Annotated in this window: 22 protein-coding genes; 14 read left to right on the forward strand and 8 right to left on the reverse strand. The window is 61.7% G+C overall.

The genetic code is table 11. From position 1 onward, the window contains the following. Positions 1 to 77: 77 nt before the first annotated feature. Positions 78 to 551 (forward strand): SRPBCC family protein, encoded by a 474-nt coding sequence (locus tag ATN38_RS10475; RefSeq protein WP_050655037.1) that lies wholly within the window; start codon positions 78 to 80, stop codon positions 549 to 551. 54 nt (positions 552 to 605) lie between these two features. On the opposite strand, the gene ATN38_RS10480 is transcribed toward ATN38_RS10475, so the two are convergent. Both ATN38_RS10480 and ATN38_RS10485 read right to left on the reverse strand, forming a co-directional pair. Further along, on the reverse strand, positions 606 to 1,277 hold the full coding sequence (locus tag ATN38_RS10480; protein ID WP_254593825.1) for a cation transporter: 672 nt from the start codon (positions 1,275 to 1,277) through the stop codon (positions 606 to 608). Next, complete coding sequence (locus ATN38_RS10485) at positions 1,277 to 1,621, reverse strand: helix-turn-helix transcriptional regulator (RefSeq protein WP_218747935.1); 345 nt, start codon at positions 1,619 to 1,621, stop codon at positions 1,277 to 1,279. Before ATN38_RS10485 ends, ATN38_RS10480 begins: the two co-directional genes overlap by 1 nt. Before the next feature lie 124 nt (positions 1,622 to 1,745). Here ATN38_RS10485 and ATN38_RS10490 point away from each other — a divergent pair, with 124 nt between their 5' ends. After that, positions 1,746 to 2,516 (forward strand): acyl-[acyl-carrier-protein] thioesterase, encoded by a 771-nt coding sequence (locus ATN38_RS10490; protein WP_003943026.1) that lies wholly within the window; start codon positions 1,746 to 1,748, stop codon positions 2,514 to 2,516. Here ATN38_RS10490 and ATN38_RS10495 read toward each other — a convergent pair. Then, the gene (locus ATN38_RS10495) at positions 2,507 to 3,103 is read right to left on the reverse strand and encodes a CHAP domain-containing protein (protein WP_039973153.1); all 597 of its coding nucleotides are present in this window, start codon (positions 3,101 to 3,103) and stop codon (positions 2,507 to 2,509) included. The genes ATN38_RS10490 and ATN38_RS10495 overlap by 10 nt on opposite strands. Before the next feature lie 131 nt (positions 3,104 to 3,234). Here ATN38_RS10495 and ATN38_RS10500 point away from each other — a divergent pair, with 131 nt between their 5' ends. The 4 genes from ATN38_RS10500 to ATN38_RS10515 all read left to right on the forward strand — a co-directional run bounded on the left by ATN38_RS10500 (position 3,235) and on the right by ATN38_RS10515 (position 6,435). Continuing rightward, positions 3,235 to 3,750, forward strand: coding sequence for a toxin-antitoxin system HicB family antitoxin (locus ATN38_RS10500; RefSeq protein ID WP_007730367.1), 516 nt, complete (start codon positions 3,235 to 3,237; stop codon positions 3,748 to 3,750). 65 nt (positions 3,751 to 3,815) lie between these two features. Next, positions 3,816 to 4,691 (forward strand): DUF4097 family beta strand repeat-containing protein, encoded by an 876-nt coding sequence (locus ATN38_RS10505; RefSeq protein ID WP_218747937.1) that lies wholly within the window; start codon positions 3,816 to 3,818, stop codon positions 4,689 to 4,691. Between the two features lie 14 nt (positions 4,692 to 4,705). After that, complete coding sequence (locus ATN38_RS10510; RefSeq protein WP_218747939.1) at positions 4,706 to 5,647, forward strand: ATP-binding cassette domain-containing protein; 942 nt, start codon at positions 4,706 to 4,708, stop codon at positions 5,645 to 5,647. Then, complete coding sequence (locus ATN38_RS10515) at positions 5,644 to 6,435, forward strand: ABC transporter permease (protein WP_054780764.1); 792 nt, start codon at positions 5,644 to 5,646, stop codon at positions 6,433 to 6,435. Before ATN38_RS10510 ends, ATN38_RS10515 begins: the two co-directional genes overlap by 4 nt. On the opposite strand, the gene ATN38_RS10520 is transcribed toward ATN38_RS10515, so the two are convergent. Both ATN38_RS10520 and ATN38_RS10525 read right to left on the reverse strand, forming a co-directional pair. Beyond that, complete coding sequence (locus ATN38_RS10520) at positions 6,390 to 7,184, reverse strand: 2-phosphosulfolactate phosphatase (protein WP_218747941.1); 795 nt, start codon at positions 7,182 to 7,184, stop codon at positions 6,390 to 6,392. The genes ATN38_RS10515 and ATN38_RS10520 overlap by 46 nt on opposite strands. A 12-nt stretch (positions 7,185 to 7,196) precedes the next feature. Next, positions 7,197 to 8,024 carry a transglutaminase domain-containing protein gene (locus ATN38_RS10525; RefSeq protein WP_218747943.1) on the reverse strand — a complete coding sequence of 276 codons (828 nt, stop codon included), beginning with the start codon at positions 8,022 to 8,024 and terminating at the stop codon, positions 7,197 to 7,199. An 88-nt stretch (positions 8,025 to 8,112) separates the two neighbouring features. Between ATN38_RS10525 and ATN38_RS10530 the strand changes: the two genes are divergently transcribed. Next, positions 8,113 to 9,126, forward strand: coding sequence for an ABC transporter substrate-binding protein (locus ATN38_RS10530; RefSeq protein WP_256931607.1), 1,014 nt, complete (start codon positions 8,113 to 8,115; stop codon positions 9,124 to 9,126). Here ATN38_RS10530 and ATN38_RS10535 read toward each other — a convergent pair. After that, positions 9,101 to 10,393: an MFS transporter gene (locus ATN38_RS10535; RefSeq protein ID WP_007730351.1), complete on the reverse strand. Its 1,293-nt coding sequence runs from the start codon at positions 10,391 to 10,393 to the stop codon at positions 9,101 to 9,103. The two genes, ATN38_RS10530 and ATN38_RS10535, sit on opposite strands and share 26 nt — an antisense overlap. 132 nt (positions 10,394 to 10,525) lie before the next feature. Here ATN38_RS10535 and ATN38_RS10540 point away from each other — a divergent pair, with 132 nt between their 5' ends. Then, positions 10,526 to 11,647, forward strand: a complete 1,122-nt coding sequence (locus ATN38_RS10540) for an endonuclease/exonuclease/phosphatase family protein (RefSeq protein ID WP_218747946.1) — start codon at positions 10,526 to 10,528, stop codon at positions 11,645 to 11,647. Here ATN38_RS10540 and ATN38_RS10545 read toward each other — a convergent pair. Beyond that, positions 11,618 to 12,697: an alpha/beta fold hydrolase gene (locus ATN38_RS10545; protein ID WP_064113605.1), complete on the reverse strand. Its 1,080-nt coding sequence runs from the start codon at positions 12,695 to 12,697 to the stop codon at positions 11,618 to 11,620. The genes ATN38_RS10540 and ATN38_RS10545 overlap by 30 nt on opposite strands. 106 nt (positions 12,698 to 12,803) lie before the next feature. On the opposite strand from ATN38_RS10545, the gene ATN38_RS10550 reads away from it, so the two are divergent. Next, the gene (locus ATN38_RS10550) at positions 12,804 to 13,406 is read left to right on the forward strand and encodes a TetR/AcrR family transcriptional regulator (RefSeq protein WP_231915873.1); all 603 of its coding nucleotides are present in this window, start codon (positions 12,804 to 12,806) and stop codon (positions 13,404 to 13,406) included. Here ATN38_RS10550 and pip read toward each other — a convergent pair. After that, positions 13,394 to 14,353, reverse strand: coding sequence for a prolyl aminopeptidase (pip, locus tag ATN38_RS10555; protein WP_218747947.1), 960 nt, complete (start codon positions 14,351 to 14,353; stop codon positions 13,394 to 13,396). The two genes, ATN38_RS10550 and pip, sit on opposite strands and share 13 nt — an antisense overlap. Positions 14,354 to 14,454: 101 nt before the next feature. Between pip and ATN38_RS10560 the strand changes: the two genes are divergently transcribed. From ATN38_RS10560 to ATN38_RS10580, 5 genes are all read left to right on the forward strand, one after another. Next, entirely contained in the window at positions 14,455 to 14,913 is a 459-nt protein-coding gene (locus tag ATN38_RS10560; RefSeq protein WP_003942982.1) for a hypothetical protein, read from the forward strand. A 4-nt stretch (positions 14,914 to 14,917) separates the two neighbouring features. Then, a complete protein-coding gene (locus ATN38_RS10565; RefSeq protein ID WP_204855254.1) occupies positions 14,918 to 15,514 on the forward strand; it encodes a hypothetical protein in 597 nt (198 codons plus the stop codon). An 84-nt stretch (positions 15,515 to 15,598) separates the two neighbouring features. Continuing rightward, positions 15,599 to 16,213: a TetR/AcrR family transcriptional regulator gene (locus tag ATN38_RS10570; protein ID WP_030536169.1), complete on the forward strand. Its 615-nt coding sequence runs from the start codon at positions 15,599 to 15,601 to the stop codon at positions 16,211 to 16,213. A 15-nt stretch (positions 16,214 to 16,228) separates the two neighbouring features. Next, on the forward strand, positions 16,229 to 17,089 hold the full coding sequence (locus ATN38_RS10575) for a 3-hydroxyacyl-CoA dehydrogenase (protein WP_218747948.1): 861 nt from the start codon (positions 16,229 to 16,231) through the stop codon (positions 17,087 to 17,089). Between the two features lie 184 nt (positions 17,090 to 17,273). Then, positions 17,274 to 18,317 (forward strand): ParB/Srx family N-terminal domain-containing protein, encoded by a 1,044-nt coding sequence (locus ATN38_RS10580; protein WP_003942919.1) that lies wholly within the window; start codon positions 17,274 to 17,276, stop codon positions 18,315 to 18,317. The last annotated feature ends 52 nt before the right edge of the window (positions 18,318 to 18,369 follow it).

An 18,369-nucleotide genomic window follows, 5' to 3' on the forward strand; every position in this document is an offset into this window, starting at 1 on the left:
CCGTCGCGGATGAACCGCAGGTCACCGACCCGTACCCGCTTGCCGGGATCGCAAACCAATGTTGGCAGACTGGCACTGTGCAACACACCGTAGTCGTGATCACCGATATCTATGCTCCACCGGCGGTGATCTTCGATCTCGAACTCGACATGGACGAACACTCGGCCTCGCTCCGCGCAACAGATGAGGTGGCAGTCACGAGTACGGGTAGATCGACGCTGGGAGAGGGCGACGAGGTGTCGTTCACTGCTCGGCATCTCGGGTGGAGATTCTCGATGACAAGCCGGATCACGCAGTACAACCGTCCGTACTCGTTCACAGACGAGCAGGTCCGCGGCCCGTTTGCCGCAATGAGGCACGAGCACGTCTTCGACGTTCAGCCGGGTGGGTGGACGCGGATGCATGACCGCTTCACGGTTACGGCCCCCTTCGGGGCGCTCGGACACCTGGCGCTGAGGTTGGCTGTCGGCCCGTATCTGCGGCGCCTTCTCGAGCAACGCGCCGCGCACATCAAGGGCCGCGCAGAAGTCGGCACGCCTTTCATCGAGTGAACACCCGCTCTGACGCACCGCAGCGAGTGCTCACTCGACAAAACCTGTGTTCACTCAGCAGCAGTCGCACTCGTCACCGCTCTCGGGCACAGCCACAACCGGGCAGCACGGATCGCCCTTCCACGCGTTGATGCCTTCTTTCACCGCGATGACGGCGATGACCAGTGCAGCAATCGGATCTGCCCACGACCAGCCGAGTACCGAATTGAGCAGCAAACCGACCAGCAAGACCGCAGAAAGGTAGGTACAGAGGAGCGTCTGCTTCGAATCCGCGACCGCCGACAGCGAACCCAACTCCCGACCTGCTCGGCGTTGCGCATAGGACAGAGCCGGCATGATCGCCAAACTCACTGCAGCCAAGAGTATTCCGACGCTCGTGTGCCGAGCTTCCCCCAGACCGAACAGCGACCGAATCGCGTCGAACGAGACATACGCAGCGAGCCCGAAGAACGAGAATGCGATCACTCCCAGTGCCGCCTTCTCACGGCTCGTCGGATCCGGCGCCGAGAACTGCCAGGCAACAGCTGCCGCCGAGGACACTTCGATCACCGAATCGAGGCCGAAACCGAACAGTGCTGCGGACGACACTCGTGTGCCCTCCGCCAGCGCGATGATCGCTTCGACGACGTTGTAGCTGATCGTGATCGCCACGAAGATGCGAATTCTTCTCGACAAGAGCGCACGCCGGTCAGTCGAGAGCCCGACACCGTCAACGGGCGCAACCATCAGCAGCACCCCTCTGATTCGCTGTCCGGGCAGTACGACGGATCCACCGCGAGTACGACCCCGAGCAGGTCGTCGAGGGCCGGACCGATATGTACATCGGCGAGTTCGTATCTGGTCCGGCGCCCTTCCGGGACGGCCACCACCAAGCCACAACCGCGCAGGCACGCCAGATGGTTGGACAGCTTCTGCCTGGTCACAGCCAGCGTTTCAGCGAGGTCGGACGGATACCGCGGTGCGGTCTTCAGTTCGAGCAGTATCCGTGTCCGAGTCTCGTCGGACAGTGCATGCCCGAACCTCGCAAGCACCGCCACGTTGGTCACCACATCTACGCCCTCGATATCCATACGTGCGACAGTACATCGAAAACTGGATTCAGAAAACGATGAACTCCGATGGTTCAAGATCCCACCATCGGGTAACGCAAGCGTGAAGCCACCCAACCAAGCGAACACCGGGAGCCCACATCCGATGAACCGTACAAAAGTCGACGACCACGTAGCGATGGCCGAACTACCGACAACCGGAAGCATCTTCCAGGCCTCGTGGCCGGTGCGTACGGGTGACATCCACACCGACAAACAACTGCGCCTCGACGCGATCGCGCGCTACCTCCAAGACGCGGGCTTCGACAATCTCGTCGACCGCGGCGCCATGGATACACACCCGCTGTGGATGGTACGAAGAACGGTGATCGATGTACTCGAACCGGTCGTCTGGCCGGATCGAGTTCACCTGCAGCGCTGGTGTTCAGGCCTGTCGAACAAGTGGTGTTCGATGCGAGTTCGCATCAGATCCGATGGCGGCGGGTTGATCGAAACCGAGGCGTTCTGGATCAACATCGACCCGAAGACGGGAATGCCGGCATCCATCAGTGAGAAGTTCACCGCTGCCCTGGCATCGACGGCCGTGGACCAGCATCTTCACTGGCGTCGGTGGATCGACCCGACCCCGGACACGACGCCGTCAGCGGATACGCCGTTCCCGTTGCGCTCGAGCGATTTCGACCCCTTCGATCACGTGAACAACGCAATCTACTGGCAGCCCGTGGAAGATGCGCTGCCCGACAGATTACGAAGCGGGCCCTTTCGCGCGATCCTCGAGTACACCCAGCCCATCAAGAGAGGTGAGCAGGTGAGCGTGCGAACCGGCACGAACACGCTGCACATCGACGCAGGCGACGAGGCACGTGCGTCGGCGCGGTGGTTCGCCTTGTCTCCGAAGAGCAACGATCAGGGGTGAAGTTTTCCGAATCCCACGACGGCAGAGTCGGATTGCCAGTCCAGATCATGAACCCGCACCTTGCCGAACTCGTTGCCGCCAACCGTGACCGCAGAGTTGCCGTCCACTGCCACAACGATGTTGGTGTGCTGACCGACCCATCTCGAACTGTCGTAGATCACCACATCACCCACATTCGGGGTGTACCCGCTGCCGTTCTCGGCGTACGCGCCGATCCCTTGGTAATACTCCTGCAAGGTGTACACCCCCGGGATGCGCCAACTTCCGGAGTTCGGGTTGGACAACGGTCGACCCGCTTCCCTCATGATCCAGCTGACAAAGTCGGCGCACCACTCTTCGTCGATGCCGTCGGAATAGAAGGTGCCCGGACGGTCCTGCTCATGCTCGGATTGCAGTAGCTCGAGCACCCGACCTTGATCAGACGTGAGCGCACTCGCGTCCACCGCCGGGAACTCAGCCGTGTCCCAGGGCAGGTACCGCGATGGTGCGATCGCGACGACCACCACCCCAACCACGATCACGACGCCGAGCACCCCGGCAATCCAGAGCACGATGCGGCGTCGGCGGTTCGATTCGGCAGGACTCACCCTTACGAGTGTGTCAGCCTGCCGCGGACCGAATCGCCAACCACCCCGATGACCTGGTAATTCTCACCAAATTCACACGAATGTGCCACCAAACTATTGCGGTGGCACCAAAGTGGTGCCATAGTGATGCCATGGACTTGACACCGTACGTAGACAACCTTCGCCACGAACTCGCGGTGGCGGCCGAAGCAGGCGGAGAAGACGCAAAGGCACTCGCCGATCGTTTGACCGCACCGCTGGAATCAGCAGTGCGACTCACCCTTCTCGACGCATTGTCTGCGGCAGCCGCCGAGATCACGCGTGACCTCGCCCCGGGTTCGGTGGACCTGCGCCTGCGGGGACGCGAACCCGAATTCGTGGTGGCACCAGCCATCAGTGAACCGGTTCCAGCCCCCGTCGAAGAGGACCCGACTCCGGCACCGCGCCCCGTCACGGAGTCCGACGACGCCTCGATGACTCGAATCAACCTGCGGCTGGGGCAAGACCTCAAAGACCGGATCGAGGCGGCGGCCCGGGAAGCCGGCATCTCCGTCAACGCGTGGCTGGTTCGCTCGGCTGCAACGGCTCTGGAAGGCGGCGCGAACAGAAGCACTCCGAGACAGCGCACGTCCCAAGGTTCCGAAAGCTTCAGCGGCTGGGTGCACTGACACCGGCTTCATCTTTCGCACCACCCTCTTTCATCAACCGAGACAACCTCATCGGGAGTATCACCATGCCTACATTCAGCACACCTGACCCCATCACCTTGAACTTCGACGTGGCAGTCGGACACATCCGGATCACGGCGAGCAGCCGCAACGACACTGTCGTGGAAGTGTTGCCCAGCAACTCGTCTCGCGAGGTCGACGTTCGAGTCGCCGAACAAACGCGCGTCGAATTCGCAGGTGGCCGGCTGCAGATCAAGACTCCGAAACAGCGCGGCCTCGGCATCTTCGGGAAGACAGGATCTGTGGACATCTCCGTTCAGCTTCCCTCCGGCTCGGAACTCGAAGGCACTGCTGCAGTTGCCAGCCTCCGTAGCGAAGGCACTCTCGGACGATCACGGGTGAAGGTTTCCGCGGGCGATTGCACACTGGAAACCACCGGGCCGCTCAACGTCAGCACCGGGGCCGGCGCGATCATCGTCGAGCACGTGGCCGGTGACATCGACACGAGCACCGGGTCCGGAAGCATCCGCATCGGCCGCGTCGACGGCAACGCGGAGGTCAAGAACTCCAACGGCGACATCAACATCGGCACGATCACCGGCGCACTGAAGGCGAAGACCGCCAACGGCAGTGTCGCCGTCGAGCACGCCGAATCCGACGCGAGCGCCGCAACCGCCAACGGCGACATCCGTTTCGAGACCATCGAGAGTGGAGTCGTATCCGCCAAGACGGCCGCCGGGCGAATCCACATCGGCGTTCGATCCGGAACCGCCGCACGATTCGACGCTCATACGTCCTTCGGCCGCGTCGACAACCAGATGAATGCCACGCACGGTCCGGCTTCCACTGAACGCCGGGTAGACGTCCGGGCACACACCAGTTACGGCGACATCGTCATTCGACGTTCGGAGCCCCGAGAAGAATCCAACAAGAAGATCTAGCGAAAGGAACGCTGATGTCCCGTAAACCAGCCATCACCGCGACGGGCCTGAAGAAGGCCTACGACGACAAGACGGTACTGGACGGAATCGACATCTCCGTCGACCGCGGAACCGTCTTTGCACTCCTCGGCCCCAACGGCGCCGGCAAGACCACCATCGTGGAAATTCTCTCGACCCTCGTTCCGGCAGACGGCGGCAACATCCGCATCGCCGGGTACAACCCTTCCGACGATCCCGACACGGTGCGTTCGCGCATCGGCGTCACCGGGCAGTTCTCAGCGGTCGACGACTATCTGGCCGGTGAGGAAAACCTTCTCCTCATGGCCGACCTGCACCATCTCGGCAAGGACGAACGCCGCACTCGCACTGAAGAACTCCTGAAGAAGTTCGATCTGATCGACTCCGCGGACAAGCTGGCGTCGACCTACTCGGGCGGCATGCGTCGACGGCTCGACCTGGCAATGACGTTGATCGGGCGGCCGGAGATCATCTTCCTGGACGAACCCACCACCGGTCTCGACCCCCGGAGTCGACGCACCATGTGGCAGATCATCCGGGAGTTGGTCGAGGGCGGTGTCACCATCTTCCTCACGACCCAGTACCTCGAGGAAGCTGATCAACTGGCCGACCACATCGCCGTCCTCGATCAGGGACGGATCGTCGCCCAAGGTACGGCAGCGGAACTCAAACGGCACATCCCCGGCGGCCACATTCGTCTTCACTTCTTCGACCGAGATCAGCTCGATTCTGCTGCAGCTGTTTTCGACGAATCATCACGTGATGATGCCGCCTATGTCCTCCAGGTCCCCAGCGACGGGGGTGTCCGCTCGCTGCGCTCTCTTCTCGACCAACTCGACGCTCACTCGATCGACGTCAAGGAACTCTCCGTGCACACACCCGACCTGGACGACGTGTTCCTGACTCTGACCGCCACCGAAAGGACCGATGCGCGATGACCACCATGACGCTTGCCTATCAGGACTCGAAAACCATGCTGCGTCGCAGCATTCGACACATCCTTCGATATCCGTCGATGACGGTGATGCTCGTCGGAATGCCAGTCGTTTTCCTACTGCTGTTCGTCTACGTGCTCGGCGGAACGCTCGGGAACGGCCTCGGCCCCGGCGGTGGCGGCCGAGCCGAGTATGTCAATTACGTTGCACCGGCGATTATTCTGATGACCGTGGCATCAGCGGCACAAGGTACTGCCATCTCCGTCGCAACCGATATGACCGCCGGGATCATTGCACGATTCCGAACGATGGCGATCACGCGCACGTCCGTCCTGACCGGTCACGTTCTCGGCAGCCTCCTTCAGACGATCGTGAGCCTCGTTGTCGTCATCGCCGTAGCGATAGCCGTCGGCTTCCGGCCCACTGCAGGCTTCGTGGAGTGGGCCGCGACGTTTGCACTCCTCGTCCTGGTCTCCATCGCCATGATCTGGTTGTCGGTCGCCTTCGGCCTCGTCAGCAAGAGTGTCGAGACGGCCAGCAACCTTCCAATGGTGTTGATCCTCTTGCCGTTCCTGGGAAGCGGCTTTGTCCCCACCGACTCGATGCCGACCGTGTTGCGATGGTTCGCCGAGTATCAGCCGTTCACTCCGATCATCGAGACTCTTCGAGGACTTCTTCTCGGCGAAGCCATCGGAAACAACGCGATACTCGCGATCGGATGGTGCGTCGCAATCACCTTCCTCTCCTACCTCTGGGCACGGAGTTTGTTCAACCGACGCCCGGTGCGCTGACCTCGAAACACACGATCTTCGAGAACAGGTACGGTGTCGCTGTCGTCGAGTTCCGAGGCGATGGCGACGTCGTGTGGAAACCCCATGACGATCAACTCGCGCCCTGAGGCGCAGTCCCGTAACCGTTCCTCGTACGAATCCGACACCGCCGTCCAGGCAGTCGCCGCCATCTGCGCCTCGGGCGATGGGGACCCTTCCCAACCAGTCACGGTCAACGCCGTGACAACCGCACCGGCGCCCCACAGATCCTCCACCGCCGGACGCAACTCTCCACCGGGCCACTTTTCACCGGACGCGACTATCGCAACCCTCGATCTCGAACCATGTTCGTGCACAATCCAATCAGCGACGGCGGAAGCGTTCCTCAACGAAGCGCCGACACACACCGCAACCTGAGATGCCAACGCAAACGCGATAGTCGACCCGTTCGGCGACGGCAGCACTAGCCGACTCGGCACCTCGGCTTCGCGAATCGTCTTGGGAGACAGACTGATCTGACCCTCCGCGGCTACGCTTCGCCTCACTGCCAGGACCGCATCGGCATCACGCGCGTAATCGAACGCGCGCTCGTCGTTCCAGGAAAAGGGAAGTACGTCGATTCCCGCGTCGGCGGCAACGCTCAGCGTCGTCGTGAACGAGAGAACGTCTACCACCACTGCCACATCGACGCCGGCAGCAATCGCTTCGGCGCCGCGCAACCCCCAGTCGAATCGAAGTCCGTAATCGAGTTGGCGATGCTCCGGATTCATCGCACCAGCATCTCAGAAACGAATCAGCTTGTCCGGCACGCGCAAGTCATCGTGCTCGTACAGTGCTCGCACGGCAACGGGATCGTCGGCGGCGCACACCGCGGCGACATCGTCCAACAGTAGGTCGTAGTCGGCGCCTGTCTTTCCGTCGTAGGCGTCCGTCATACGACCCCACTCGTCCCACGGCAGGGTTTCGACCTTGTTCATCGCGGCGAGATCCTTCACTGCGTTGCCGCGGATCTCGGCAGGCCCCCAGTTCTCGGTGCCGTACACCCCGAACTGGGACGCGTCGATCTCGCCGCGTCGATATGCCAGCCACGCCTCACCACCACTGAGGAATTCTCCCGGCTGCAGATCATGGGCGTGAGGAAGGACGTTCTGTCCGAGGATCTCGGAATCGATGCGGATCCACCGCTTGCCTGCGTCGTCCCAGTACTCGGTGATCCAGTGGTCCACGCCCTGTCCCGGTTGAAAGTAGGTGGCGAAACCACAACGGACCCGGGCGGCAAAACCGCGGTAGCGCAGAAACGCACAACTCAAAACTGCAAAGTGCCGACAGGTTCCGACGACCCGATTGTCGGGTTCACGGGCGGAGGTCACCGGTGCCGGATCGAGCGCAAGCAGGCGTTGGAGCAGAACGCTTGCCGGCCGGATCTGGTTTTCGTCGAATCGGTCGGCAGGCAGATTCAGCGACTGAGCATCGGTGGGTTGGACCACCAGGTACGGCACTACCCGGCATATTTTCACCGGGTCGGTGGAGAGCGACTCGAGGGCGAGCATGTCCACCCCGTCGATGCGGGCGAACGGTCCTGCTGATGTGTAGTCGAGAACCGCCGTCATGGGCGGAGGTTAACAAACACTGCCGACACAGCAACTCCACTATGGTTAGGGTCCCATAACCATGAAACCCGAGGTTGCCGTGAACCCTATGTTGAGCCGCCGTGCCATGCTGTCCGTCACCTTCGCAACAGCAGCCGGTTTCGCCCTTGCTGCCTGTGGCGACAGCGCGAAGGACGAATCCACTCCCGGCACCGAAGGTGCTCACGCCGAGGCCAACGCCTTCCCGGTGACGATCGACCACAAGTTCGGCTCCACCACCATCGAGCAGGCACCCAGCCGCATCGCAGCGGTCGGTATCGGCGACGCGGACGTTTTGCTTTCCCTCGGGCTGACGCCCGTCCTGGTCCCGGTGTGGAAGGGATCGACCGACGACGGAATCGGCGTCTGGGCCGACTCCGCAGTCCAGGGCGCCGAGCCGACGCCATTGGCCAACGCCACCACCGATTTCGACATCGAAACGATCGTGGCTGCAGCGCCTGACCTGATCATCGCCGTCAACAACGCGATCGACGAGGATCTGTACAAGCAGCTCAGCGCCATCGCGCCGACGGTGCTGCACGCCGCCGATCAGACGGATTGGGTTCTGCCCTGGCAGGAAGTCACGACCCGCATCGGTACGGCTGTGGGCGTTCCCGCGCAGGCAAAGAAGGAGGTCCAGGAAGTCGAAGACCTCATCGTTCGCACCCGCGTGGAGAACCCCCAGTTCGAAGGCAAGACAGCAGCTCTCGTCATTCGCTGGAGCGACGGAAATCTGCGAGCGTTCAGCCCCGAGGCAGCGCGGGCTCAGCTGCTCACGCAATTGGGATTCACGGCGCCTGCCGCACTGAAGGATCGGTTCGCGGGCAAGCTGAACTACGAGATCTCCGCCGAGAACTACGACCTCCTCGAGTGCGACTACCTGCTCTTCGACAACTACGAGAAGGCTCGCGCCGAGATGGAGTCGCAGCCGGCGTTCACCAATCTGAACGTGGTCGAGACCGGAGGCCTGATCAGCTTGGACCCCATCGTCAGTGACGCGGTGTCCATGCCGAACCCACTCACCATTCCGTTTGTGCTGGAAGATTTCGTCGCAAAGATCAATCAGACGATCGCTGGTCGATAACTTTCGTTCGGCCTGACCACACCCACAACACCACAGCCGACACGGCCACGCAGAGCGCAACGATCACCCATGGTGACGCCGGCGCTGCGTGGCCGTTGTCGACGAGGTCGTACACGAATCCGACTCCCACGGTTCCCAGGAGCGCGAGCAGACCGCCGATCGTGTTGAGCATGCCGAAGTGCGCTCCGAGGTTGCTTTCACGACCGAGGATCGCGATGGTGTCTCGCATCGGCGGCACCATCAACATCTGTCCCAGGTGCAGCAGCCCGATCCACACCGCCAGACCGACTATCTGCGTCGACGCCGAAGCTGCGGAGTCGACGCCGGTGACCAGCGGAACCAGGAACGACACCGAAATGAGCACAAGCCCGAAGGTGATCGCGCGCCGATGCCCGATGCGGTGGGCAACCGCGACCGTCGGTCCCTGCCCGACGATCACCAACACCGCCGCGCCCACGTAGAACCATCCCAGCGCCGACTGCGAACCGATTCCGCGCTCGAGCTGTTCCGGAAGCATCAGGTACAGCTGGCTGTACGCAACCAGCTGAAAACTGCAGAGCGTCGCGAAGAGCAGAAAGTTGTTGTTGGTCAGGACACTTCGCCAGACGTCGCGCAGCGTATAGGTCGACACCGGGCCGTCGTGGGCATCGCCCGGTCGGGGGAACCAGATGAAGAACCCGACCCACATGATCGCGAAGAGCAACGCGGCGCTCGACGCCGTCCACGAGAACGGAAACATCAGGAGAGCAGCTCCCAGCGCCGGACCGATCACTGTTCCCAGGCGGCTGCACATCTGTTCCACTGCAAACAAATCGGTACGACGCATAACTCCGGCGGACTCGAGTTCGCGTCCGTACTCCGCGTTGGCCGACTCCACTGCGGGCGCGAAGAGCGCGGCAGCAAAGCCGACCAGGAGCACGCCGACGATCACGGCGCTCATGCTTTCTGCCAGACCGAGCATCAGAAAACCGACTACACGAACGGCTATGCCCAGCAGGATGATCGGACGCTTGCCGAACCTGTCGGCGAGGCTTCCACCGATGAAGAACATGCCCTGCTGACTGAACATCCGCAATCCGAGGACGAGGCCGACAATCCAGGCCGCAAATCCGAGGTCCTCCGAAAGGTGCACCGCCAGAAAGGGGACAACCAGATAGAACCCGATGTTGAACAGCACCATCGAGAGGAGGAGCAGCTTCACCACCGGCGGCAGGACACGAACCTTCGCGAAGGTCTTGTTACCGGGGAAACGCTCACTGAGTACCACGATCAGAAGACTATTGCCCGCACGGCGTTCTGTGGAAATCTGCCATTTTACAATTGGTTAACTGTCCGTTTAGGTAGCGATGGTAATCATCTTCCGGGGGTTCGAGCACACGACAACGAGAGCCGGGATTTGATGAATGGATTGACGCGCCGCCAGATGGTCAAGGCGATGGCGGTAGCCGCGGGCACAGTCACCGCGAGCGCATTTACATTGGGTGCCAATACCTCCGTCGCGGGGGCGAGCCCCGCGCAGGAGATCAAAGTGCTCTCCCTCAACACCTGGCACGGCGGAACCAAGATCAACGGTGGCCTGCAGCTGATCGCCGACATGATCATCTCGACACAGGCGTCGATAGTTCTCCTGTCGGAAGCCGGCACTGCGACAACTGCATTGGCCGACATGCTGACCAAATCAGGAACCACCTTCTACGGAGCAGCGTCCTCCGACGTGGGGATTCTCTCCAAGTTTCCGATCGAGGAAACAGCCGACCTGAACTCGATGATCAAGGCAGTCGTGACGGTCGACGGCAAACAAATCGCTGCTTACTCGGCACATCTGGCCTACACGTCCTACGCGACGTATCTACCGCGCGGATACGGCGCGGGTGTTCCCAAGCCCGGAGAGTTCTCCGAGTTCGGCTGGAACAAGATGCCGTCCGGTCCGGTCACGGACCCCGAGACGGTTCAGCGCGTGAACATCAATTCGGGACGACCCAAGGCAATTTCGACGTTCGTCGACGATGCGGCAAAAGAACGGGCCAAGGGCAGATCCGTCATCCTCGGTGGCGATTTCAACGAACCGTCGGCCCTGGATTGGACCGACGGCACGCGAAATCTGTTCGACCACAACGGTGTAGTCGTTCCTTGGGAATCCACCCGCCTGCTCGACCAAGCCGGATTCGTCGACGCTTACCGCAGTAAGTACCCGAACCCGGCCACACACCCGGGCTTCACCTGGCCGTCCGACAATCCCGACGTCGACACCTCACAGCTCACCTGGGCACCCGAGGCAGACGAACGCGATCGGATCGACTACATCTTCGCCGATCGCGCTTCCGACCTGAAGTTGGGATCTGTCGGGATCATCGGCCCGCGAAAGACGATCGTGCACAACAAAAGAGTGGAGGAGGACTCCCAGGACAACTTCATCGCTTCACCGACGCCGTGGCCGACCGATCACAAGGCCGTTCTTGCGACGTATCGTTTTGCCAGCTTCGGCGGCGGATCATCTACCGGTTCGTGGAGCGGTTCCTGACAGGGCATCTCGTAGCCAGTCGATCATCATCGGCGTCAACTCGGGCAGCTTGGTCACTGCGCAGTGCCCCGCATCCGGGATGACGTGTACCTGCGTGTTCGGGCGCTCCTCGAAGAGAGTGGTGTCCGAGAGCGGGATGTGAACGTCGTCGGCCCCGTTGACCACAAGCATCGGGGTCCGGCCGTCGTCGGCGGTCATCAAGACACTGCGATCGAAAGCACGGAGACCCTGTACCAGCGCCTCTTTGGTTGCCGGGGCATCGAAACCCAGTGCGTTTCCGACGATGTCACCCATGCCGTAGACCAGGCGCTCCGCGTTCGCGGTCTCGAACGCGCCCTTGACCGGGGCGCCGATGTTGATCACCGCATCGACGGCGCCGGTCAACCCCGACCGCACGGCGAAGTTGCCACCGAAGGAGACTCCCAGGTGTGCCACCTGGCCATTGCCGAGGGCGCGAGCCGTCGCCACCAGTCCGTCGATCACCTCGTCACCGAAAGCGTCGAGAGGAACCGGTGATTCACCAGTTCCCGGCTGGTCGAAAGCGACAACAGTCACTCCGGCGTTCTTCGCGAACGCACTGACCAACGGATGCATGTCCATCTTCCAGCCGTCGACGCCGCCGCTGAGCAACAGGGCGGGTGCGTCTTCGTACCTTCCGTCCACGGAGAGAATGTGTACCGGTAGCTCGATCTCGCCGTTTCGGTAGGGCAGGGACAGGATTCGACGCTCGAACTCGAGCCCGAACCCCGGTGCTGCCTTGACGTATTCGTCCACCTGATTCTGCAGGGCCCGGCGCCGCGAATCGTTGGCCAGGACGGGGAACTTGGCGATTCCGTAGATCATCGCCGCGAGTGAATGATTGCCGGCCGCGGAGTACTTTGCTGCCAACGCCGACCACTCGTACGACCAACCACCCGGCGCGTCGGCCCAGGTCGAGTGGATGGACGCGCGCAGTTCCTCGAGATCCGAGACGGGGAGCCCGAAGCTCAGAAACTGTCCTGTGCGCTCTTCGAAGAGGCCTCGGTGATCGACAGGAAATTCGTATGACATGGGAAAACACCCCTCAATTCATCTCTAATGCAACGATCAGTTGCATTAGCTCAGTGAACCACGTGCCTCCAGCTAACACAACACCTTGTTGCGATAAGGTTGGCTCATGACTTCGACACCACAACGGCCCGGAGGGCGTAGTGCCAGGGTGCGCGAGGCCGTCCTGGCAGCCACGGCGGCCGAATTGTCCGAACGCGGATTCGCGGCGATGACTATCGAGGACATAGCCGCCCGCTCCGGAGTCCACAAGACCACGATCTACCGGCGGTGGAGCACGCTGTCCCAGTTGGTGGCCGACGCGGCGATCGAGGTATCGGCAACCACCGTCCCCATCCCGGATACCGGTTCCATCGAATCCGACCTGCGCGAGATGGCCAGATCGATAGTCGCACTGGTGACCAGCGAGTCGGGCGGCGCGTTGGTGGCTGCACTGTTCTCCGACGCGGTCCGCACGCCCGAGGTCGCGAGACTCAAGCGCGAGTTCTATTCCGCACGTTACGAACTGGCAGACATCGTCGTTCGCCGAGCAGTCGAGCGCGGGGAGATCTCCGAGAAGGTCTCGGCCGCTGATCTTCTGGCGGCCGTCGCCGCACCCATCTACTATCGCCTGCTGGTCGCCGATCTACCCGTCGACCAGTCGGTTGCCGATCGTGCTGCTGCCGGCGCGCTCGCCGCGGCCCGCGCCGGGGCACTCGATCAGATCGAATGAGCCAGTGAATTCAGAGCTTCCACGATTGCCTCGTTGAATCCGCCACCGCCATGCCCGGCGTCGTCGAGCACCACCAACTGACTACCCGGCCACCGCTGGTGGATCGCCCAGGCAGTATCCAGTGGACCGGAAATGTCATACCGTCCGTGCACGAGAATCGCGGGAATCTCAGCGAGACGGTCCATTCCGTCCAATATCTGATTCGGCGCCAGGAAGCAGTCGTTACCCCAGTAATGCGTGACCAGCCTGGTCATCACGCGACGGAAGTCCGGATTCTGGTATCGAACACTCGGAGTCCACCCCGGCATCAGCGACACGTGCACGTCTTCCCAACGGCACCACTGCAACGCAGCATTCTCCCGCACAACAGGATCCGGATCGGCGAGCAGTCGCGCGTATGCCGCGGGGAGGTTTCCGTCACGCTCGTCCACGGGCAGCGGTGCGACGAACTCTTCCCACTCGCGCGGAAATACTCTGCCCATAGCGCGGGTGATCCACTCGATTTCGACCCTCGTCCCGCCGGTGATCGCGCCCAAGGCCATGGCGATCACCCGCTCGGGAAACGCCTGGGCGTACACCAGACCCAAACTGACGCCCCAGGAAAGTCCCGTGACGATCCATCGCTGGATACCGAGATGCTCACGAAGACGCTCGATATCGTCGAGGATGTGCGCCGTGGTGTTCACGGTCAGATCGACGTCCGGACTGCTCGCTAGCGGAAGACTGCGCCCACAGCCTCGCTGATCGAACAGAACTGCGCGAAAGGCTGCGGGATCGAAGAAGCGCCTGGCACCGACAGTGCATCCCGAACCGGGACCGCCGTGGAGGTAGAGAACCGGAATGCCCGCAGGATTCCCGACTGTCTCCCAGTAGAGGCTCTGACCATCCGCCACTTCCAACAGACCGGACTCGTACGGTTCGACGGGCGGGTACAGGACAGCAGTCATAGGCGGTGATTCTTCCATCAAGCTGCCTACTCGAGTAGGCAGCACGCGGCCGAGCAATGGCCTAGCGTGGACAGGACACCACTGCGACGGGAGTACACCAGATGCGTGATGGGTTCAGGTTGCCGGGATACGGCGGCGCCGCAGTCTTCCTTCGCAGTCATGCGGTTCCCGCCACTGTCTTCGAATCCGACGTGCCCACACTCGTTTTCGACGTCGGACTGCTCAGCCCCGACCGCTTCAATCAGTATCTCAGCCGACATACGGACGACGGATTCGTCGAACGGCTGGCGGCGTTCTTCTTTCACGCGGCCGCAGACTTCCATCCCGAGAAATCGCTTCCGGCGTTCACCGACGAACGACTCGGGCTGATGATCTCGGTCTGTTCCAGCACCGATCGAGAGGTGGAACTCGACTTCTCACTCGCCGAGGATCCCGAATCGGAGGACACCGAACGCGACGAGATGACCTTCGAGACAAGCCGAGTCGTCCTCGCAACCTCGGCGCAGACGGTTTCTCGACTGACCGGTGGAGTAACCACCCACTTCGACGGGGAGTTGTAGAGACATGGGTTTTCTCTTCGAGGTTCTCGATTTTCCCGAAGGCAGTCGGATGACCGATCTGTGGAACAACACATGGGCTGAGCCGGCAATGGGCGAGGAGATTGCCTCCGGCCACTTCATTCATCTGGGCGACGATCAACACGTCGACGTCGAGACCGATTTTCTCAGTAGCCACCTACCGTTCAACGTGGCAGGCTTCGGTGGAGTCTTTCCCGACGGCAAACCTTGGATGTTCGTCATGCAGAAGGCGCCGGCGGACCTCGCGACCAGGCTTCGCGGCGAGGACGATCCGCACTCACTTCTGCGCGGATCACTCGACCGCGCCATGTCTTTCAACCCCGATGCATTGGTGGCCGAGGAATTGTCCTGGAGGCACGCCGATCTGGTGAAGGTGTACGAGGAAGAGGGCATCCCAGCAGCATCCATCGCCGGCTGGTCGGCCGCGGACCTCCTGCGCGGCCTCTTGGCGCAGTGTTGCAATGCCGAACTTGCCACCGTCGTCGCCGGATACCCCGAATGTGCCTACCCCGAATCGGCGCATGCGTGCGAAGCGGACGTGTTCTCAGACGTGTTCGCCGGTTGGGTCAGCGGACTGCGGTGATGTGACGGAGGAGACTCCACCCTCCCGATATTTCGGAGTAGACTCATTTATGAGCGTGATCCGAAATGGAACGAGGTGAGCGGGATGACGAAGCCGGACCAAGAGCTGGGCCGTCGCGAACGCAACAAACTCGAGAAGCAGACACGCATCTTCGACGCCGCTGCCGAACTGTTCGCGGAAAAGGGCTACAGCGCAGTCACAACTCAAGAAATTGCCGACCGCGCCGATGTAGCCGGCGGCACTCTCTTTCGTTACGCCGCAAGCAAAGCCGAGTTGCTGCTCATGGTGTACAACGCGGAATACCGCAAGCAGATCGAATTGGGAGAAGAGCGTGAAGCCAAGTCGACCGGCACAGAAGATCGTGTGCTCGAGCTGGTTTCACCCCTGCTGATCGCAAGTCGCCGAAACGACGAGAACACCGGCATCTACCAACGCGAGGTGTTGTTCGGTGAGCCCAGCGAGTGTTTCCGGGCCGAAGGCCTGGAACTCTCGCAGCGCCTGCAAACGCGGATTGCGCAAATCTTGCACGAGGCACACCCCAACCACACCACCCGAACCACCACTGCAGCGCGAACGATTTCCAACGTGCTGCACTTCGAAATAGCCCGCGCGGCATTGGACCGGATCACGGCTGACGAACTCACGAACATCGTTGCCGCACAGGTCCGATTGACGCTTGCCGGACTACCCACCGAATAGGATTGAGGATCGAAAATGACTGAACTGAAGCAGATCACCGTTCTGGGTACCGGAGTTCTCGGCTCACAGATCGCCTATCAGACCGCCTATCACGGCTTCGACGTCGTCGCGTACGACATCAACGCCGAGGTCATCGAAAAGGCCAAGGCTCGGTTCGACTCGTTGGCCGCGGCCTACAAGGCCGAGAACGTCGAGGGTGCCAAGGAAGGCAAGGCTGACGAAGCGCTGCAACGCATTACGTACTCGTACGATCTAGGCGAAGCCGTCGCCAAGGCCGACCTGGTCATCGAGGCAATTCCCGAGGACATCGCCATCAAGCGCGACACCTACGAGAAGCTTGCCACGGTTGCTCCTGAGCACACGGTGTTCGCTACCAACTCCTCGACGCTGCTGCCGAGCGATCTCAAGGAGTTCACCGGCCGCCCCGAGAAGTTCCTCGCACTGCACTTCGCAAATCACGTGTGGGTCAACAACACTGCCGAGGTCATGGGCACCGAGTCCACCGACCCCACCGTGTACCGCGAGGTCGTCGAGTTCGCGAAGAACATCGGCATGGTGCCGATCGAACTCAAGAAGGAGAAGGCGGGCTACGTACTCAACTCGCTCCTGGTCCCGCTCCTCAACGCGGCCTCCGACCTGCTGATCGACGGCATCGCCGATCCCGACATGGTCGACAAGACGTGGCGTATCGGCACCGGAGCCCCGTTCGGCCCCTTCCAGATCATGGACGTCGTCGGGTTGACCACCGTCTACAACATCTCCTCCCAGGGCGGCGAGAAGCAGCGCGAATTCGCCGACTACATCAAGAAGAACTACATCGACGAGGGCAAGCTCGGCGTTGCTGTCGGCGAGGGCTTCTACAACTACAAGGGCTGATCAACTGCAAGGCTGATCAACTGCAAGGCTGATCAACCAACCGGCTCACCGCGCGGTGGTTACGACGTGAATTCACGTGGTAGCCACCGCGCGGACGTCTGTTGTCAGTAAGTCCGAAACCACCCTGAGCGATTGTGACGCAAGCTTCTTCACGTGTGAACCCATCATCAGGAGAGATCCCCACATGCGTCGTTCCGCCATCTCGGCACTCACAACACTGGCACTGCTCGGCGCCGGAACATTGGTCAGCACTCCCGCTGTCGCCGCTCCCCTCGCGTGTGGCGGAATCTCCACCGGTTCGTTCTCAGGCTCCGCCGGCGGATCGGAGTACCTGTGCGCCAAGGAAGGTGATCTCCTGGACGTGCGCATCGGCGACGTTCACGCGACACAACCGTCACTCGGCTACGACGAGGTGTACTACAAGCTCGGGCGATACACGCTCGGAAAAGACACGATCAACAAGAAGTTCGACGACTGGTGTGAGGCGAACGGTCAGATCCAGGCCGCGACCGCTACTGCGGCGTCGACGCTGAAGGACCCGTCGTCCTTCACCTGCCAGCTCCCGGTGGGTCAGGAAACCGCGGAGAGCATCGCGCCCATGAAGACCGTGGTCGTCGGACCCCGCGGCGATCTCTACCTGACCGACGGTCACCACACCCTCACGTCCTTCATCGAGACGGCCGACGGAGGCCCCGACCTGCACGTGCGACTGCGGGTTCTCGGCAACCTCAGTGGCCTGAGTGAAGGCGCCTTCTGGACCGAGATGGAAAAGAACAAGTGGGTCTGGTCGCGTGACGTCGACGGAAACCAGGTACCGGTCCAGGCTCTGCCGAAGAGCGTCGGCCTGGCCAACTTCGCCGACGACAAGTACCGCAGCTTGATGTACTTCTCCCGCGACATCGGATTCGCCGCAGGCACGATTCCGTTCCAGGAGTTCTACTGGGGCGCCTGGGTCCGCGACACCGCGCCCGTCGACCTCACCAACTGGAATCGCGATGATCTCTCCAGCTACCTGGGCACCGTGAAGTCGGTGACCAAAGCACAGACAGCGTTGACGGGCGATGCCGTCGTCGACAGCGGATTCACTGCCACCGATCTTGGCGTCCTGTCGGCCTGGAACGACGGCAAAGCCGAGTCCAAGGGCGAGTTCGCAAAGCTGTCCAAGCCGTACACAGACGACAAGCCGGGCAAGATCGCCTACGCACTTGCCTACAAAGCAACCCTCTGACCTGCTCAGATCCAAGTCACACCAAGCAGACTTGACTAAGGTAAGCCTCTAC

Source organism: Rhodococcus sp. FH8, assembly GCF_019266085.1.
Taxonomy (GTDB): Bacteria; Actinomycetota; Actinomycetes; order Mycobacteriales; family Mycobacteriaceae; genus Rhodococcus_F; species Rhodococcus_F qingshengii.

Bases quoted from the DNA above. Each gene is read 5' to 3' on its own strand.
- ATN38_RS10515 (WP_054780764.1), top strand. From the start codon at position 5,644: ATGACCACCATGACGCTTGCCTATCAGGACTCGAAAACCATGCTGCGT.
- ATN38_RS10565 (WP_204855254.1), top strand. From the start codon at position 14,918: ATGGGTTTTCTCTTCGAGGTTCTCGATTTTCCCGAAGGCAGTCGGATG.
- ATN38_RS10560 (WP_003942982.1), top strand. From the start codon at position 14,455: ATGCGTGATGGGTTCAGGTTGCCGGGATACGGCGGCGCCGCAGTCTTC.
- ATN38_RS10575 (WP_218747948.1), top strand. From the start codon at position 16,229: ATGACTGAACTGAAGCAGATCACCGTTCTGGGTACCGGAGTTCTCGGC.
- ATN38_RS10500 (WP_007730367.1), top strand. From the start codon at position 3,235: ATGGACTTGACACCGTACGTAGACAACCTTCGCCACGAACTCGCGGTG.
- ATN38_RS10545 (WP_064113605.1), bottom strand. From the start codon at position 12,697: ATGTCATACGAATTTCCTGTCGATCACCGAGGCCTCTTCGAAGAGCGC.
- ATN38_RS10550 (WP_231915873.1), top strand. From the start codon at position 12,804: ATGACTTCGACACCACAACGGCCCGGAGGGCGTAGTGCCAGGGTGCGC.
- ATN38_RS10485 (WP_218747935.1), bottom strand. From the start codon at position 1,621: ATGGATATCGAGGGCGTAGATGTGGTGACCAACGTGGCGGTGCTTGCG.
- ATN38_RS10580 (WP_003942919.1), top strand. From the start codon at position 17,274: ATGCGTCGTTCCGCCATCTCGGCACTCACAACACTGGCACTGCTCGGC.
- ATN38_RS10540 (WP_218747946.1), top strand. From the start codon at position 10,526: ATGAATGGATTGACGCGCCGCCAGATGGTCAAGGCGATGGCGGTAGCC.
- ATN38_RS10505 (WP_218747937.1), top strand. From the start codon at position 3,816: ATGCCTACATTCAGCACACCTGACCCCATCACCTTGAACTTCGACGTG.
- ATN38_RS10510 (WP_218747939.1), top strand. From the start codon at position 4,706: ATGTCCCGTAAACCAGCCATCACCGCGACGGGCCTGAAGAAGGCCTAC.
- ATN38_RS10530 (WP_256931607.1), top strand. From the start codon at position 8,113: ATGTTGAGCCGCCGTGCCATGCTGTCCGTCACCTTCGCAACAGCAGCC.
- ATN38_RS10570 (WP_030536169.1), top strand. From the start codon at position 15,599: ATGACGAAGCCGGACCAAGAGCTGGGCCGTCGCGAACGCAACAAACTC.
- ATN38_RS10525 (WP_218747943.1), bottom strand. From the start codon at position 8,024: ATGACGGCGGTTCTCGACTACACATCAGCAGGACCGTTCGCCCGCATC.
- ATN38_RS10490 (WP_003943026.1), top strand. From the start codon at position 1,746: ATGAACCGTACAAAAGTCGACGACCACGTAGCGATGGCCGAACTACCG.
- ATN38_RS10520 (WP_218747941.1), bottom strand. From the start codon at position 7,184: ATGAATCCGGAGCATCGCCAACTCGATTACGGACTTCGATTCGACTGG.
- pip (WP_218747947.1), bottom strand. From the start codon at position 14,353: ATGACTGCTGTCCTGTACCCGCCCGTCGAACCGTACGAGTCCGGTCTG.
- ATN38_RS10480 (WP_254593825.1), bottom strand. From the start codon at position 1,277: ATGGTTGCGCCCGTTGACGGTGTCGGGCTCTCGACTGACCGGCGTGCG.